The sequence below is a fragment of the Halobacillus sp. A5 genome, from assembly GCF_024189315.1.
Classification (GTDB): Bacteria; Bacillota; Bacilli; order Bacillales; family Halobacillaceae; genus Halobacillus_A.
Genome location: NZ_JAIZEO010000002.1, coordinates 453,181 through 468,914, shown reverse-complemented (window position 1 = coordinate 468,914; position 15,734 = coordinate 453,181). Strand labels below are relative to the sequence as shown.

Annotated in this window: 14 protein-coding genes and 1 riboswitch; of the genes, 3 read left to right on the top strand and 11 right to left on the bottom strand. The window is 42.9% G+C overall.

Annotated elements, in window-relative coordinates:
• Positions 1–4: 4 nt before the first annotated feature.
• On the bottom strand, positions 5–961 hold the full coding sequence (locus LF822_RS10475) for a sugar kinase (protein WP_253923973.1): 957 nt from the start codon (positions 959–961) through the stop codon (positions 5–7).
• Positions 962–963: 2 nt separating this feature from the next.
• Positions 964–1,986: a LacI family DNA-binding transcriptional regulator gene (locus LF822_RS10470; RefSeq protein WP_253924261.1), complete on the bottom strand. Its 1,023-nt coding sequence runs from the start codon at positions 1,984–1,986 to the stop codon at positions 964–966.
• Between the two features lie 238 nt (positions 1,987–2,224).
• Here LF822_RS10470 and LF822_RS10465 point away from each other — a divergent pair, with 238 nt between their 5' ends.
• Positions 2,225–3,634, top strand: a complete 1,410-nt coding sequence (locus LF822_RS10465; RefSeq protein ID WP_253923972.1) for a Na+/H+ antiporter NhaC family protein — start codon at positions 2,225–2,227, stop codon at positions 3,632–3,634.
• Between the two features lie 110 nt (positions 3,635–3,744).
• Positions 3,745–4,686 (top strand): hypothetical protein, encoded by a 942-nt coding sequence (locus LF822_RS10460; protein WP_253923971.1) that lies wholly within the window; start codon positions 3,745–3,747, stop codon positions 4,684–4,686.
• Between the two features lie 237 nt (positions 4,687–4,923).
• Here the strand turns inward: LF822_RS10460 and LF822_RS10455 are convergent, their stop codons facing one another.
• The 3 genes from LF822_RS10455 to LF822_RS10445 all read right to left on the bottom strand — a co-directional run bounded on the left by LF822_RS10455 (position 4,924) and on the right by LF822_RS10445 (position 7,259).
• Positions 4,924–5,472, bottom strand: a complete 549-nt coding sequence (locus LF822_RS10455) for a hypothetical protein (protein ID WP_253924260.1) — start codon at positions 5,470–5,472, stop codon at positions 4,924–4,926.
• 225 nt (positions 5,473–5,697) lie between these two features.
• Positions 5,698–5,961 carry a hypothetical protein gene (locus LF822_RS10450; RefSeq protein ID WP_253923970.1) on the bottom strand — a complete coding sequence of 88 codons (264 nt, stop codon included), beginning with the start codon at positions 5,959–5,961 and terminating at the stop codon, positions 5,698–5,700.
• Between the two features lie 206 nt (positions 5,962–6,167).
• Positions 6,168–7,259, bottom strand: coding sequence for a glycosyltransferase family 2 protein (locus tag LF822_RS10445; RefSeq protein WP_253923969.1), 1,092 nt, complete (start codon positions 7,257–7,259; stop codon positions 6,168–6,170).
• Positions 7,260–7,418: 159 nt separating this feature from the next.
• Here LF822_RS10445 and LF822_RS10440 point away from each other — a divergent pair, with 159 nt between their 5' ends.
• Positions 7,419–8,303, top strand: coding sequence for an alpha/beta hydrolase (locus tag LF822_RS10440; RefSeq protein WP_253923968.1), 885 nt, complete (start codon positions 7,419–7,421; stop codon positions 8,301–8,303).
• Positions 8,304–8,357: 54 nt separating this feature from the next.
• On the opposite strand, the gene LF822_RS10435 is transcribed toward LF822_RS10440, so the two are convergent.
• The 6 genes from LF822_RS10435 to LF822_RS10410 all read right to left on the bottom strand — a co-directional run bounded on the left by LF822_RS10435 (position 8,358) and on the right by LF822_RS10410 (position 15,643).
• Entirely contained in the window at positions 8,358–9,143 is a 786-nt protein-coding gene (locus LF822_RS10435; RefSeq protein ID WP_253923967.1) for an SDR family oxidoreductase, read from the bottom strand.
• Positions 9,144–9,344: 201 nt separating this feature from the next.
• A complete protein-coding gene (locus LF822_RS10430; RefSeq protein WP_253923966.1) occupies positions 9,345–10,811 on the bottom strand; it encodes a protein adenylyltransferase SelO in 1,467 nt (488 codons plus the stop codon).
• A gap of 199 nt (positions 10,812–11,010) precedes the next feature.
• On the bottom strand, positions 11,011–12,195 hold the full coding sequence (gene purT / locus LF822_RS10425; protein WP_253923965.1) for a formate-dependent phosphoribosylglycinamide formyltransferase: 1,185 nt from the start codon (positions 12,193–12,195) through the stop codon (positions 11,011–11,013).
• A gap of 153 nt (positions 12,196–12,348) precedes the next feature.
• Entirely contained in the window at positions 12,349–13,035 is a 687-nt protein-coding gene (gene tenA / locus LF822_RS10420; RefSeq protein WP_253923964.1) for a thiaminase II, read from the bottom strand.
• Positions 13,035–14,324: an acetylornithine deacetylase gene (locus LF822_RS10415; protein WP_253923963.1), complete on the bottom strand. Its 1,290-nt coding sequence runs from the start codon at positions 14,322–14,324 to the stop codon at positions 13,035–13,037. The genes tenA and LF822_RS10415 overlap by 1 nt, the downstream gene beginning before the upstream one ends.
• Before the next feature lie 127 nt (positions 14,325–14,451).
• Positions 14,452–14,557: riboswitch (TPP riboswitch) on the bottom strand.
• A gap of 147 nt (positions 14,558–14,704) precedes the next feature.
• Complete coding sequence (locus LF822_RS10410) at positions 14,705–15,643, bottom strand: bifunctional helix-turn-helix transcriptional regulator/GNAT family N-acetyltransferase (protein WP_253923962.1); 939 nt, start codon at positions 15,641–15,643, stop codon at positions 14,705–14,707.
• Positions 15,644–15,734 lie beyond the last annotated feature (91 nt).

Genomic DNA, 15,734 nt, shown 5'->3' with positions numbered 1-15,734 from the left:
GCTCTCACCTCTCAATTAACTCTTTTTCTCCAAGCTTCACCAGAACATCCTCAAGCTCCGGTAAACCTTCATTGTCCCCCGTGACACTAACAACCATTGAACCTATCGTATTGGCCATGTGCAGAATACGTTTAAGCGGCCACTGCTTGAGCAGACCATAAATAAATCCTGCATCAAACCCATCACCTGCTCCTACTGTATCGACTACTTTACCTGGGAGAACCGCTGCCATTTCAATTGTTTGACCTTCATGATATGCCGCAGCTCCGTATTCTCCTTTTTTCATAGCCATCGTTGAAATCCCAAAGGTTGTACAAATCTCTATTACTTCTTTAATTTCATTTGTGCCAAACAACAAGTCAGCTTCTTCATCACCAGTGAGCAGCACATCTACATAACTTAGCAGCTCAGTAATTTTTGCTTTAGCTTGATGCTTATCCCACAGCTTTAACCGAATGTTAGGGTCGAGTGAAACGACAGCCCCGGCGTTTCTGGCGAGAACAGCTGCTCTCTTTAACAAAGGAATGTTTTTATCTGGATCAATAGCTGCAAAAACCCCACTAATATGAAGAAGTTTACACTGAGCGAAGGTTTCTTCGGTAAGAGACTGTTCCGTTAACTCCTGAGTGGGTGAATTCTCTCTATAGTAAAAGGTCCTCCCGCTTCCGTCCTCGTTAATTTCCTTGAAGTTTAACGATGTTGGATAGCCGTCGAGTAATTTTACATCCGTTACGTCAATTCCTTCCCCGCGAGCAAAATTTCGAATAAATTTACCAAATTCATCGTTTCCTAAGCGGCTGATCCACCCTGTCTGTAAACCGAGCCGGGCACACCCTATAGCAAAGTTAAATTCAGCGCCTCCTGCTTTCCGTTCAAATGATGAAGCAAAACGCATCGGCCCCTGGCGGGAAGGATTAAAGGTGACCATTGCATCCCCAATCGTGATGACATCTCTATTCATGATTAAACTCCTCCTTTCTCTAACACTGAAGCACGTATGATTAACTCCGGATCAAACCGGTCATCCGGTCTGTCATCCTCCGGCTCCTTTTTATGAATTTTATCAAGCAGCACCTCAGCTGCCGTTTTACCCATTTGAAAAGTAGGCTGTGCGACTGTTGTTAAAGGGGGATTGTAGAAATCCGCGTAAGGCACATCATCAATTCCGATGATTGAGAGGTCAGCCGGGATAGACAGGCCATTCTCTTTGACGAACGTTAAAATCTCTTTCAACACACGATCGTTCCCAGCTAATATCGCCTCAGGAGGTTCGCCGGCCCGCCACATCTCTCTCAGCGCCTCCTTCACCTCATCCGGCTGAACACTTTTCACATATTCTTCTATAACCACAAGATTCAAAGCGCGGAGAGCTTTTTTAAAGCCGTCGATTCTCTCTACTCTCGGGGATACATTCTCAGCAATTGAAGCCGTTATCATTGCAATTCGCCGGTGCCCTTTCTCATAAAAATGATTTACCGCGATTTCAGAAGCTTTTTCATTATTCAACATGACTGATGAGACGGATATATCCGGGACAGGGCGGTCCAGGAATACGACTGGATACTTCTCGTCGAGCATTCTTTTATATAAATCGCGGTTATTTCCTGTTGGAAAAATAATTAACCCGTCAACCTGTTTAGCTCTCAACATTTCAATGTACTTCTTTTCTTTCGCCGGATCATCATCAGCGTTACAAATGATCGTGTGGAAGTCGGCTAGCTGGCATACATCTTCAATGGCTCTGCTTACTTCAGTAGAAAAAGTGTGAAGTATATTAGCCACGATTACACCAATTGTTTTCGTGGATTTCTGTTTCAGGCTCCTTGCTACAATATTAGGCTGATAGCCGAGCTCTTTGATGGCTTCCTCAATTCTCAGCTTTGTTTTTTCACCCATGTAGTCATAGCGTTTATTTAAATATTGCGAAACAGTACTTTTGGAGACATTTGCATGCTTAGCCACATCTGCCATCGTCACAGTTCTCATCATTTTACAACCTCAAATCTGTCTTCAGGATTTTTACTAAATCGGTTTAGTAAATCGATTTAGTTAAGTATAAATTTTATGAAAGCGTTTTACAACCTTTTTTTCTAAAAAAAATTGCAGAAAAGTTTCCTGACCTTATATCATAGTTCCTCTCCGGCTTTTTTCATAATCTAATGAATACTATTGTCCCTCTTCACTCAAGCTAATGAAGTAAATGAGCTATGGAAGAGGTGGCAGCATGGAATTTATTTCGGTCATTCCTTTTATTGTTGTAATCGCAGCTGCAATATGGACAAAACAGGTTATTCCCAGTTTATTATTCGGTGTAGTAGTTGCCGGGTATTTAGTAGATCCTCACTGGTTAAATGGAATGATCAAAACCCTTCAATTTATTATGGAAGGTTTATCTGACGAAAGTAATTTAAAGATTATTATTTTTTTATATGCTTTTTCTGCTTTAATTGGATTAGTCCGTATGTCAGGCGGGATTAAAGGATTTGTTAAAGCAGCCACAGAACGAATTGAAAATAAACGCGGTGCATTTATACTGACCTGGGTCTCTTCTGTCGGTACATTTGCTGCTCCAAGCTTCCGTATCGTAACAATTGGTCCTGTTATGAAAGCAATGCGAAAGAAAATCCCGATGGCCAAGCAGGAGCTGGCCTTCGTTATTGAAACAACAGCAACTCCTCTGGTTGTTTTAATACCAGTCGCCACTGCTTTTGTAGGGTACATGACTTCAGTAGTGGATCTGTCTCTCCATCAAGCTGGTACCGAAGGAGATGCCTATACGCTTTTCCTTCAAAGTATTCCTTATAACTTCTTCGCTTTTGCCATGCTGATTTTAGGGTTTTATTTAAGCTTCTTCCACAAAGGAAAGCCTGCAAACGATAAAGAAAAGACTCCCGAGGAAACAAAGGATGAGGAAGATGACCGCTGGGAAGACTGTCACCCCGCCGTGATGCAGGATCTTCCAGCTAAACCGTGGAACTTAATTATTCCTCTCTTCAGTGTGATTCTTCTCACCTTTGTCTTTATGTATGCGGTAGGCGTTGAAGAAGGAAAATCAGGGATTGGAGCGTTAATTAACGATGGTGTATTAGATGCTATGGTGTTAGCAGTTGTTGTCACTATTGTCTGGTTTGTTGTTTACTTAAAAATTAAAAAAGAACACCTCAAGAAGATGATGGACGGATTGATCGATGGCGGTAATGATATGATGAATGTTATTTTACTGCTTGCGATGGTGTGGGGGTTAAGTAAAGGAACAGAGGCACTGGAGTTTGCTGATGCAATATCCAAATGGTTTGACTGGATTCCTGAAAATTATGTAGCCGTCGTCATCTTTGTTGTAGGATGCGGACTTTCCTACTTCATCGGCTCAGCGTGGGGCACGTGGGGAATCCTCATGCCTGTTGCTCTCTCCATTGCCGTAACAGCGGGCAGTTCATTACCGATTACAATTGGAGCCGTATTTGCAAGTGGGACGTTCGGAGCCTTCTCTTCTCCACTCAGCGACGATACCAACACTTCTGCTGGAATTTTAAACTTAAATACGATTGAGTATGCTAAATTCAAGCTTAAGCCGGCATTAATTGCCGCTGGAACTGCCGCAGCAGGCTATTTCGCACTGTCTTTCTTCATTTAAGCTCCTTTTCACTTAAAGGCCACCCTGAAAAGTGAATGAATTTGACCGATACTAAATGGTAGAGCATACTTTCTTGTAAAGAAATCTACTAATGAAGTGGAGGTTAAATGATGAGTCTATTGTTTAAATACTTGAAAAAACAAATCGTGGCTTCAGTGCTTTTATCTATGGTTATGACAGGAGCTGCTGTCTGTGCACCTTCTCAAGATGCTGAAGTGATGAGCTGGAAACAACAGCTTAAACAACAGGAAGATCTTAAGTACACCGCTGAAATTATCGAAGGTGTCTATAAAACCTTAAGAGAAAAAACAAAAGGGTCTCTTCCTATTGAAGACGCTTTAAAAACGATCAATGAAATGCCGAAAGTTGAAATCATGGACAGCTACCTAGACCATTTTGAAGAGAAAGTGCCTCCTGAAAAGGTACGAAAGATAATCAATCAAGTATATAACATAGACCTAAATGCTGTGTCAGATTTAGATGCAGGGAATTCAAACGGCTATCCAGACAACATTATTGAAGGAGTCAAACAATCACTAAATCCGAAAGAAGTCGATCACAGCTACATTAATAACCTTTCAAAAGCAGAAGTCATGAATCTTTATATGCAGACCCTCGACGGAAAGGTAAACGGTGATGAAATACGTGCATTGGTCAATGAGATATTCGGTATTAACCTTGATGGGATCTCACATCTTGAAGGATCCGGCGTATCACTTTTCTCTAAGAATCAATGGATTTCACAATATGATCAAGATCTTTTTGTTGTTCACACAGGATTAACAGATGTCGATGTCTGGGTTTATCCCACCGAATACTTTACTCAAGAAACCGGATTGAACGAATTACCAGATGCACTTCAGAAGGCTTTAGAAGAGATCGGCTTTTCCTACAATAAGGAAATTGGAGCTTACTATTACAGCAACCCGGGCGGCACATCTGTACCCGACTCTTTTAAAGAGCAGACACTTGGCACGATTATTGAGGTAATTGAGGCATATTATAGTGATTTAAAGACAGGATCCAAAGCTCAGCCAGCTTTGGATCCTTAGTTTGTTGAGAAACCATCGTTTTCACTTTTATCACAAAAGTTTAACCATTCCTTGCTTGACCAATAGGGAAGGGTTTAGGAAACGACTCACTTTCCGTATGCGTACGGCAAGCCTCGTCAGGCTAAAAGTGGCGCTTTTTCCAGTTCCTTTTCTTTAGGTTTTAATGAAGGAACCATGAGATAACTTGTCTACATCCGTCCTAGCCTGTTTCGACAGCCTGAGGATCCTTTTTATACATTATATTGATTTCCTTCCTGCCTTTTTCGGCCAAATAAAGTTACTGATGGCAATTAATAAATCAATAACGAGGACAACCGTCCAAAGACGAAGCGCACCTTCTAAGGCCTCGGTCTGGGCAGGCTCACTAACAAAGTAAATGAGTATGATCAGGAGAACTGCTCCGATGACGTAAGCCAAAACATGCTGCCCCCAGCTTTTCAAATAGTGTTTCGCATAATCCATACCTGTCCGTTTCGTCGGTCGGGGCCCCTGCTTTGTAATATAGTATTGAAAACGTACATCCGCCCATTCGATCATGCTTTTACCAAAAGCAATGGATACACCTATATAGACAGCAGCAATCGCATGAGCCATCGTTGCCGTCGACCCATGGTATAGATCTACAGTGGTTGTCACGAGCAAAACCAAATCAATGACAGGAGTTAACGCTAACAGAAACAACCCCAGCTTCTTCTGGTTGAACACGTATCTCATTACTAAACCTAACCCGATGACTATCCAAAATCCGATTTCGCATGCAACAATCATCCACCCTATTATATTCAAATCTAAACCATCTCCTGCCATCATAATCTTGTAATCTCATTGTACAGGAGGACACAGCGCATTCTTTAACTTATTTTAAGTGACGGTAAATTGAGTAACCAAGGAAGTCGAAATAATCTTCAAAAACCCTTGGTTTCACCCCCCTGTCCCAAGCAGTCAGATATAATAAAATACTGAAAAAAATAAACCCAACTGAAAAAATTTCAGCTGGGTTTACTGAATAAATTATTTTGGTGTTTCAATAGGATCATCAAATAAGTCAGTATATTTAGCTACATTCTCGTAACTAAATTCAAAGGCCATTTTCACTTCACCAAATCCCGGCTGATAAAAATATCCCTGCACCTCGTAGCTGCTTTTGTTTTCTCTTACCTTAGTAAGATGAAAATATGGTCTGAAGTATTGAGCCATCTCTTCAAGTTTCTTATTCCGTACCTTAATCCATTGTTTTTTGAGTTCTTCTGTGGGAAAGTCTGTTTCCTTTAACATTTGTTCACTCCTCTACGGAAATCATATCTCGGACACTCTATAGACATAATGATATAAGAGCTTCGACTTATTTTCAACTGCTTCTTATAGAAGTCTACGAAATAAAACGTGCCCTCTTTAATTACTTATACCCAGAAATTCTCGATACTAACATTCTTACCCTATTACGTTTCAATAAAAAATATGACTGTTCAGCCAGATTAGAGTTAAGACCGAGGCTTTTCTTTTTTCTTCTTCCCGGTTATTTCCCGTCCCTTCCAGGTTGACTGTTTAAATAGAAAAGTTTTCAGCAGGGAATAAGCAAAAATTAAGGCAAAAAAGATAAAGTGCAAAGGAAATAACAGGGCATCATAGAAGCTGAAATTTCCTATATCCTTCAGAATTCGATTCAGCCAAAAAGCAAGAAACAAATAGCCGATGACTCCCCACCATCCTGTTCCCTGAATGTTAACAATATATGAAATAACGACTGAGATCCATGCTATATTCGCAAGTGTCATCAGGGGTGAAGCTGTTTTAGCTCCTGAGGCAAAGCTTTTTGACCATCCTTCTGCGACGGCTTTAAAGCTGGCTGCATACATACGCATGTTAACAACGTTCCTGCCGCTGAACGCATAAGTCCTCACTCCGTTTGCTTCCGCCCGCCTTGCCATCGCGAGATGTTCTACCACTTCACTGCGGATAGGGTGATGACCGCCTAAATTCCAATACGTATTGGCATTGACCAGTAAGCAGGGACCGAATCCTCCGCGTGTCCCTGCCTGATCTCTAAAAATGGTTGTAATACCTGAAGACGCAAATACAACTAAATGAAAAACGGCTGAGAGCTTTTCCCAAAAAGAATGCATGAAATGGAAAGGATGGACCGTAATTAAAGCGTCCTCCCCCTTCATTTCTAAGTATCGGATAAGCTTTTTCGGACCATTGGTGGAGAACCACGTATCGGCGTCAAGAAATAGTAGGGATTTGCCTGTCGCTTCTTTAGCTCCGTTATAGCAGGCCCATGATTTTCCCATCCAGTCTTCAGGAAGTGGTGGATTGCTTATCACCTTTACCCCATAAGCCTCGGCTGCTTCCCGCGTGCCATCTTCGGAATGATCATCTACGACGATCACTTCCCCCTGTTCATGCCCACCGGATATAATCGACGGAAGCAGCGTCTTCAAGTTATTTTCTTCATTGCGTGCAGGGATTATAATCGAATAAGAGGATACATTCTTCTCTTCCACGACAGGAAAAGAAACCCTTTTCCAAAAAAGCAGCAGGGTAATCCCCACTGCCGTAATCACAAACCACATCAGGATCCCGCCTCCTTTATTGACTATCCGTACATATGTAATTGATAATGGTGTACCCTTTTCTCTTTCCTTTTACTCCACATCAGCCGCACCCAAAGCATCTTACACAGATTACAACGATAAAATAGAGGGTACATGAAGAAAAAAAGAGGGATGTACATGCTTACACATATCTTAGCAAAAACGCTGAGACTTTTACCCAATCAGGAAAAGAAAGCTCCTATGGTTTCCCATCAACAGGTAAAAGACAAGCGGGAAATCATTATCGAAACAAGTGTGAAAGATACATATATTTCATGCTATTACCCGTTAGGTGCAGCAGATGATAAGCTGCCCGTCTACATGAACTTCCACGGCGGCGCTTTTATTATGAATGAAAAAGAAATGGATGATCCTTACTGCCGGCAGATAGCTAACCACACAGGATGTATGGTCATTAATGTTGACTATGCCAAAGCTCCAGAATACCCTTTTCCAGCTCCTGTTGAGGAAGCGCACGATATCATTCAATGGGTCCGTTCCCATGCCGGCTTTCTTGGCATCGACCCGGAAAGAGTGGCTGTAGGCGGTCAAAGCTCAGGTGCTAATATCGCCGCAGCTCTCTGCTTATTATTAAAAAATCGACAGGAACCTCAGCCGACGCTGCAGGTTCTATGTTATCCGATGCTCGATTTCGTTACTCCCCATGCAAATAAGCCTGAGCCGGACCCTTACAGGGCTAAACTTCCTCAAGTGGCTAACTTCTTAAACAAATGTTACGTCCCAAATCAGGAAAAGGCACAGTACCCCCTCGCCTCCCCAGTAATGGCGGACGATGTGAAGGGTGCCGCACAAGCGCTTATAGTAGTAGGTGAGTATGACGCTTTTAACCCTGAAGCCGTTAAATATGCAGACAAGTTAAAGGAAGCCGGTGTATCCATCCGGTTCAAAGAATTTGAAAACTGCACCCATGCGTTCACACACCTGGGCCCAAAGGTCAAGGCTGAAGAAGCATGGTCTTTAATTGAGGATGAGATTCGAGAAGCTTCAAAAGCTAAGGATTAAAAAGCATCCCCCGGAAAAGGACAATCCACTGTCCAACCCGGGGGATTTACCATGTTACACTCTTTCTTCCCAATTCTTCTTTTCTTCCTCTTTCATCATGTCTTCGGCTTCCTGCGGGTAAGCTGTACGGAAAGCATGATGATCGGCTTCAATCACTTCTACCATCTTGTTGATCATATCCTGAGGGTCGTACTGCTCATCTAATATTTTTTCCGTTTCAGCGATGGAAGTTCTCGGTGTAAAGTTTTTATTTTCGTCATACCATTTGTGTTTCTCTTCAAACATCCGGTCATTAAACCCAGTCTCAAACGGTCCTGGATTGATCGTAGCCACCTGCACGCCAAACTCTTCAAGCTCAGCCTTCATCGTTTTCGCAATAGCTTCTACCGCATGTTTAGAGGAAACGTAAGCACCAAGGTAAGGCATCCCGACGATGCCGACAATAGAGCTGAGAAAGATAATTTTGCCTTTTTTCTTCTCTACAAATTTCTTCGCTGCAATCTGCGCATTTTCCAGTGTACTAAATACATTGGTTTCATAGACTTCCCGAACACGGTCTACTGGAATTTCAGCAATCGGTCCGCCTTCTCCTATAGCTGCATTAGTAACAAACACGTCATAGTCGTACTCTTCAATAAGCTGCTGATCACGCTTGCTTGTAATGTCTAATTTAATAACTTCCAATTCCACGCCTGCTTCTGAAGCCGCCTCACGCAGGCTTGTAATCTGAGAAATAATTTCAACAGCCGCGATTACATGGTGGCCTTTTTCAGCTAGTCCGATCGCTGTTCCTTTGCCCAAACCAGTACCTGCGCCAGTAATAAAGATCGTTTTACTCATACTATTCCCTCTCCTTTATTAAATCCTATCGTGTAAGGAGAATACCCGCCTCCGTTTTTTCTAAAACTTCCCAACACTCCTTGTATTTCTATAAGTTATTTATAATCAGGGTCAAATCTGACTGTCCCCCTCCTTTCTTTAATGAACTAATTTCTAAATTAGCCTGTCCCAAGTACCTGGACAGGCTAATCAGCTTTATAATTAAGTTCCGCAGAACGTTCGGTAAGGACCGCAGGAGGGGTCAGGCAGTTCTGCATATTTATCTTGTTCAGGCGAATAAGCAAAAGGAGCTGAAAGAGCATCCATTAACCGCTCCATTACGCTGTAATCTTCTTTTGCTACAGCCGCTTCGAGCGCCTCTTCCACCCGGTGATTCCGCGGAATAATGGCGGGGTTCGATTCTTTCATGAGCTGATAGGCAGAGGATTTTGATTCTTCCTGACGGCCAAGGCGGGCCTGCCATTGCTCATACCAGTGTTTAAACTCTGTCGTACCGCTCATTGCGGTTGTCCCAGGTTCATCTAACGTTAGAGCACGGAACGTATTTGTAAAGTCAGCAGCGTGTTTTTCCATAATTCGAAGAAGATCTTCGATTAACGGTTCGTCCTGCTCTTCTTCATTATGCAATCCTAGTTTTTCTCTCATACCTGACAGCCAATAGGCGTGGTACAGGTTCTCATATTTGGCATGAACCTCTACTGCCAGCTCTACCGCTTGTTCCTGCTCGTCATGGAGCAGCGGTAACAGTGCTTCAGCAAAGCGGGCAAGATTCCATTGTCCAATCGGAGGCTGATTCTGATAAGCATAGCGCCCTTGAACATCAATAGAACTAAAGACCGTTTTCGGATCATAAGCGTCCATAAACGCACACGGACCATAGTCAATCGTTTCGCCGCTGATTGTCATGTTATCCGTATTCATTACTCCATGGATAAAACCGACCAGCTCCCACTGAGCAATCAATGAAGCCTGCCGCTTAATCACTTCTTCAAATAAGGTAATGTAGCGGTCCTCGTTGACTTCAATAGTAGGATAATGGCGTTCAATTGCGTAATCAGCAAGCTTTCTAAGCTCTTCTACACTGCCCCATCTTGCCACATACTCGAACGTACCGATACGCAGATGACTGGAAGACACCCTGGTCAAAACAGCACCCGGCAGTTCGGTTTCACGCATAAGAGGTTCTCCTGTAGTCACAACCGAGAGACTCCGGTTGGTCGGAATACGAAGCGCATGCATCGCTTCACTGATGATATATTCGCGCAGCATCGGCCCCAGCGCCGCCCGCCCATCACCTCCACGCGAGAATGGTGTTCTGCCGGAACCTTTAAGCTGAATATCAAATCGATTACCAGAAGGCGTAACCTGCTCGCCTAGAAGCACAGCCCGTCCGTCGCCAAGTATTGTAAAGTTTCCAAACTGATGACCGGCATAAGCCTGGGCAATCGGCTTCGCACCTTCAGGCACCTTATTCCCCGCTAAAATATCTAAACCTTCCTTACTTTTCAGCTTATCCGCATCCAGCGCTAGAAAATCGGCCAGCTCGTTATTAAAGATGACGAGGCCTGGGGAACTCACCGGCGCAGGCTCAATCTGTTCAAATAAAGTCTCCGGGAGACGGGAATAACTATTATCCAAGTTCCAACCTATTTCTTTATTCTGTATCATTCTATCTCCTTTGCATTATGACATAACTCTCTCCACATATATTCTTCTACAAAATCCACATAATCATCGCAAAAAATTAAGATTCTTTTATATTTACCTCCTACTTTTATTTACCCTTCAAAAGGTAGTATGTAACTCATTAACATCATTAAAAACCGGGCACAATCTGTGTCTTTAAAATTGCGCCCGGCTGCCTTCTCTAGTTACCTTTACTCTCTACATTTATTTTAGAAGATGCAGCCTTTGCCTGTTCGCATGCTGCATCCGCGTTTTCACCTTTGCTAAGCACCACAGCCATCCGCCGTCCTTCTTTAGCATTAGGTTTTCCAAAGATGCGTACTTGAGTACGTGGTTCAGCCAGAGCTTCTTCCACTCCGGTGATTTGATAGTTATAGCTTTCAACTGAAGATTTAACAGCATGGCTTGCCCCCGCAGAGATGAGTTGAACGGGATCTACCGGAAAACCTAAAATGGCCCGTACATGCAGAGCAAACTCCGAAAGCTCCTGAGTTACCAGGGTCACCAGCCCTGTATCATGTGGACGGGGTGATACTTCACTGAAGTAAACACCATCAGATGTAATAAAAAGTTCAACGCCAAATACTCCGCAGCCTCCGATCTCATCCGTAACTTTCTTTGCGATCTGTTCTGCTTGTCTTATGTGTTCCTCACTCATAGCATGCGGCTGCCAGGATTGAATATAATCTCCACCCTGCTGAAGATGACCGATCGGAGGACAGTAAAACGTGCCTGAAGTAGAACGGATAGTCAGCAGCGTGATTTCAGAATCAAAATGGATAAATTCTTCTACAATAACCCGTGTACTTTTGCCTCTTCCACTGCTGATAGCTTCCTCCCATGAATTCTCAATATCAGCTTCTGTGCGGCAAAGACTCTGCCCTTTCCCTGAAGAACTCATAATCGGTTTGATTACACAAGGAGTTCCAATAGAAGCAACAGCCTCTTTCAATTCCTCATAGGAATTGGCAAACTCGTATGCAGCTGTTGGAAGCCCCAGCTTTTCATTCGCGAGCCGTCTAATGCCTTCACGATCCATAGTAAGTTGAGCAGCATAGGCAGTAGGGATAACATTATAGCCTTCCTCTTCTAATTCCAGAAGTGTTTCTGTCGCAATAGCCTCAATCTCCGGTACGATCAAATCAGGCTTCTCCTGTTCAATTACCGCCCGCAGCTGTTGACCATCCAGCATATCAATGACATGAAAACGGTGAGCCGTCTGCATGGCAGGCGCCCCTTCATATCGATCTACTGCAATCGTTTCTACTCCGAGCCTTTGGGCCTCGATTACTACTTCTTTTCCTAATTCTCCAGCCCCTAGAAGCATCATTGATTTTGAATAATTATGATTCGGTGCTCCAATCATGTCGCCACTCCTTCTGAACGTATTGGTTTACAGTAATTTTAGCGTTTATCGACAGGTTACATCAAGGGGAACAGGGTTAATTTACGAACATTTTAATGAAAATAATTATTAATGTTCATCTTTTGTTAATTTGAACATGAATCAATGAACCCTTCAACTGTCCAAAAGCACCGAATCTTCTATCCACATTTTTTTCTTATCGGCCATTTCCCAAAACAAATATTCCAGTTTACTTGTATGAATAAAGATTTCTTCAAGACGGGCTTTTTCCCGTTCGGGCTTATCACCTGCAAGTTGATTCATAAGCCGCTTCATATCTTCAGCGAGCTTTGTAAATTCGTCGGAAGCATACATCTTAATCCAATCCCCATAGAACTCATGTTCACTGGCTCCCTCTTTTTGGTTCAGGGCTAAGCCTATTTCATTATAGCTCCATGCACAGGCAAGCACACAGGCAGCAACCTCGGCTTCAGAACCCTGCTGGGCTTTGTTCAACATATAGCTGGTATAAGCAAGAAGCGTTGCAGAAGGTTTTGTGTTTTCCAGATCTCCTCTGCTGATACCAATTCTCTCCGCGTATTTTCTGTGCAGCTCCATTTCTTCATTCAAGGTTGAATGCAGTAAGTCAGCAAACATGGTCATAGTATCCAACTGAGTGGCTTTTACGCTTCCCAATGCAAATACACGGCAATAGTCGATTAAATATAAATAATCCTGTTCCATAAAGAACTTAAACTTCTCAAGTTCTAATGACCCATCCCCAATTCCCTTAACAAACGGATGTTCAAGATACTGTTCCCATATAGGCTGAACCTTTTTATAGAGTCGGTCTGTAAACATTATTCATCATCCTTTCTTTCTGATTGCTGAAACCAGTCATACAAAAAAGTAATCATGGTTTTCGTAAACTGCAGGAGCTGTTCCCGCTCCAGTGACTCATTGACTGCATGTGCTTCTTTAAGCTCTCCAGGTCCGTATAAAACCGTCGGAATGCCAGATTCAGCTAACCACCCGCCGTCTGTTACGGTAGGGGACATTGAATATTCGACTGGTTTTTCATGTATTCGCTGGTGTGCTTCTGCCAGCAGTTGAACTCCAGAATGGAAGGTGTCTACTGAAAATGCCGGAAAAATTTCTCCCTTGTCCTCAATCATCGATTTCCCTCCCCATGAAAATTGAGGAGGATGATCTTTTAACCAAAGGTCAGCCTGAGCTGCACGGTTAATATGGTCTTCTATCTCGCGGATCACGTCTTTATAATATTCTTCTGGATAGTAATGGACGGTGATCCATAATTCGCAGCGGTCGGCGATGAAAGCTGCATGCCGGCCCCCTTCAATGACCGCAGGATTAATGGTATTAGAGCCTGCAGGAAAACCAGGACTGGATTTCGTTACAGCCCAGTGCCGTTCCAGCTCTTGTAAGGAAGAAATAACCTTCATCATCTTCTCTATCGCACTGGCGCCCTGCATACCTCCGCCAGCGTGGATCATAGAACTTCGACTGGCATCATGAAAGACTTGCGGACTTTCGATCGTGATCCACCCTGTAATTACTCCTCCCTGACCTTGAATGCTGCAGTCACTTGTGTCGACCACCAAAGCTAAGTCAGCTTGATACCCTTTCTCACAGCAGGATTTCGTGCCAGCTTCTCCTACCTCTTCCCCTACAACAGATTGGAAGTAAAGGTTTCCTTCCGGCTCAATCCCTGCCTCATAAAGTACTTTCATCGCAAACAGAACCCCCGCCATCCCTCCTTTCATGTCTGCTGTACCACGTCCATATACTCTTCCTTCCTTTAATGTACATATGAACGGATCCTCTTCCCACTGTTCATTTTCTTCGATAGCGGCAACGTCAAGGTGGCCGTTAATGATGAGACTTTGAGCTTGATTATGTTTATATCCTTGCTTTGTCCCTGCCACAATGGGATCACCTGGATAAAGATTCCACGAATCAATTTCAAAATCCAGGTCCCTTAGTTGTTGAGCAACATACTCCTGAGCTTTTTCAGAATTACGGGCAGGCGGACTCAAGGTTGGATATGCCACTAAATCTGCTAAAAGCTCGAGAAGTTCATCTTCTCTTTCTTCTACTTTGTTCAGTAAGTCATTTAATACACTGTTCACCTTTCTACGCTCCTCTCTTAAATAGGCTCCTGAAAGGGAGCCGTCCAGACCTCCATTATTTATAAAAAACAGAAAAAGCCCGCTCCTGATGAGAAGGAGCGAGCTTTTTTAAAAATGCACGTGGATTTGTCTACTCGCTTCACTTCCCTACGCTGGTATAATCCAGATCAGGTCATAAGGGTCAAAGCTTTATTGCTTCTCTCAGCCGGTTAACGGCTCCCCTAGTGAAGGTGCTTATTTTATTAGGTTATCCATAATTAGAACATACTCCATTGAATATAACAATCCTCATTTGTAGGTTACTACCTATTGTCATAAACTATCGCTGAAAGGACTAAAAGTGTGCACAGTTTTAAAGAGAACGCTGAGTTCAACCTTAACTAAATGTTTTCTTTCGTTTCGGAAATATCTAGATCCCATCGCTCTTCCACCAATTTTGTGCCAGTCCACGCCTCATTTGTTTTTTCTTCTGATAGTGTGAAATCAAATTTTTGGTAAAGGTGTCTGGCTGCGTCCAAAATACTCACTGTCCATAAGAAAACATGCTGGAATCCCTGTTCCTTACAATAATTCACGGCCGTCTCCATAAGTTTCTTCCCAATGCCCATGCCTTGATAATTTTCATCGAGAATAAACCACCTGAGCTGCGCCACTGTAGAATTAGATTTTGTAATCGCAATCGACCCGGCAATTTCTCCATTAACTTCTGCTACCCATAGTCCCCCTCCTGCAGAATCTGCCATAAATTCTGTCAGCCCTTTCATCACATAATATTCGAACATCGATCCAAAATTGTAATTTTCATTGTAGTATTTACCGTGTAGATGAGCTACATAACCAAGATCTCCCGGCTTAAATGAACGAATAGACACTTTATTGTGTTGAGTGTTTTCGTTTAGAAATACGTTTTCGATCGTTTCCATAGAGTTGAGAAGCTTTGATAAATCACGTTCCGGGATACCTTGGATCATTCTGCTTACACCAACATTGGCATCTGTAACCAGACGATTATAAACATCTTCACCTTGAGCAGTTAAGTAAAGATGATGCCGCCGTTTATCAAATGGAGATTGTTCTTTCATGATTAATTTATCTTCTTCTAATTTCCGAATGATCCTGCTCATATAGCCTCGATCTATCCCGAGGTTTTCTCTTATTTCTGTCGCCGTACACCCTTCGCGAAAATGTATCTCCGTTATAACCCGCGCCTCCGTAAGCGGCAGCGGCTGGTTGTAAATATCTTGGTCGACTCTCCCCAAAAAGTTGGCATAGTGCCTGTTAAACTGTCTAATCTTCTCAATGCTGCACAGTTGATCCATATGTTTATCCTCCTGGCCTTCAATCATTATTTTTCTTTGTTTATATTGTAATTAAATAAGTTGACTAAGTCAACTTATTGATAGTGTTTAT

Bases quoted from the DNA above. Each gene is read 5' to 3' on its own strand.
- tenA (WP_253923964.1), bottom strand. From the start codon at position 13,035: ATGTTTACAGACCGACTCTATAAAAAGGTTCAGCCTATATGGGAACAG.
- LF822_RS10430 (WP_253923966.1), bottom strand. From the start codon at position 10,811: ATGATACAGAATAAAGAAATAGGTTGGAACTTGGATAATAGTTATTCC.
- LF822_RS10435 (WP_253923967.1), bottom strand. From the start codon at position 9,143: ATGAGTAAAACGATCTTTATTACTGGCGCAGGTACTGGTTTGGGCAAA.
- purT (WP_253923965.1), bottom strand. From the start codon at position 12,195: ATGATTGGAGCACCGAATCATAATTATTCAAAATCAATGATGCTTCTA.
- LF822_RS10470 (WP_253924261.1), bottom strand. From the start codon at position 1,986: ATGAGAACTGTGACGATGGCAGATGTGGCTAAGCATGCAAATGTCTCC.
- LF822_RS10475 (WP_253923973.1), bottom strand. From the start codon at position 961: ATGAATAGAGATGTCATCACGATTGGGGATGCAATGGTCACCTTTAAT.
- LF822_RS10460 (WP_253923971.1), top strand. From the start codon at position 3,745: ATGAGTCTATTGTTTAAATACTTGAAAAAACAAATCGTGGCTTCAGTG.
- LF822_RS10440 (WP_253923968.1), top strand. From the start codon at position 7,419: ATGCTTACACATATCTTAGCAAAAACGCTGAGACTTTTACCCAATCAG.
- LF822_RS10450 (WP_253923970.1), bottom strand. From the start codon at position 5,961: ATGTTAAAGGAAACAGACTTTCCCACAGAAGAACTCAAAAAACAATGG.
- LF822_RS10410 (WP_253923962.1), bottom strand. From the start codon at position 15,643: ATGGATCAACTGTGCAGCATTGAGAAGATTAGACAGTTTAACAGGCAC.
- LF822_RS10465 (WP_253923972.1), top strand. From the start codon at position 2,225: ATGGAATTTATTTCGGTCATTCCTTTTATTGTTGTAATCGCAGCTGCA.
- LF822_RS10445 (WP_253923969.1), bottom strand. From the start codon at position 7,259: ATGTGGTTTGTGATTACGGCAGTGGGGATTACCCTGCTGCTTTTTTGG.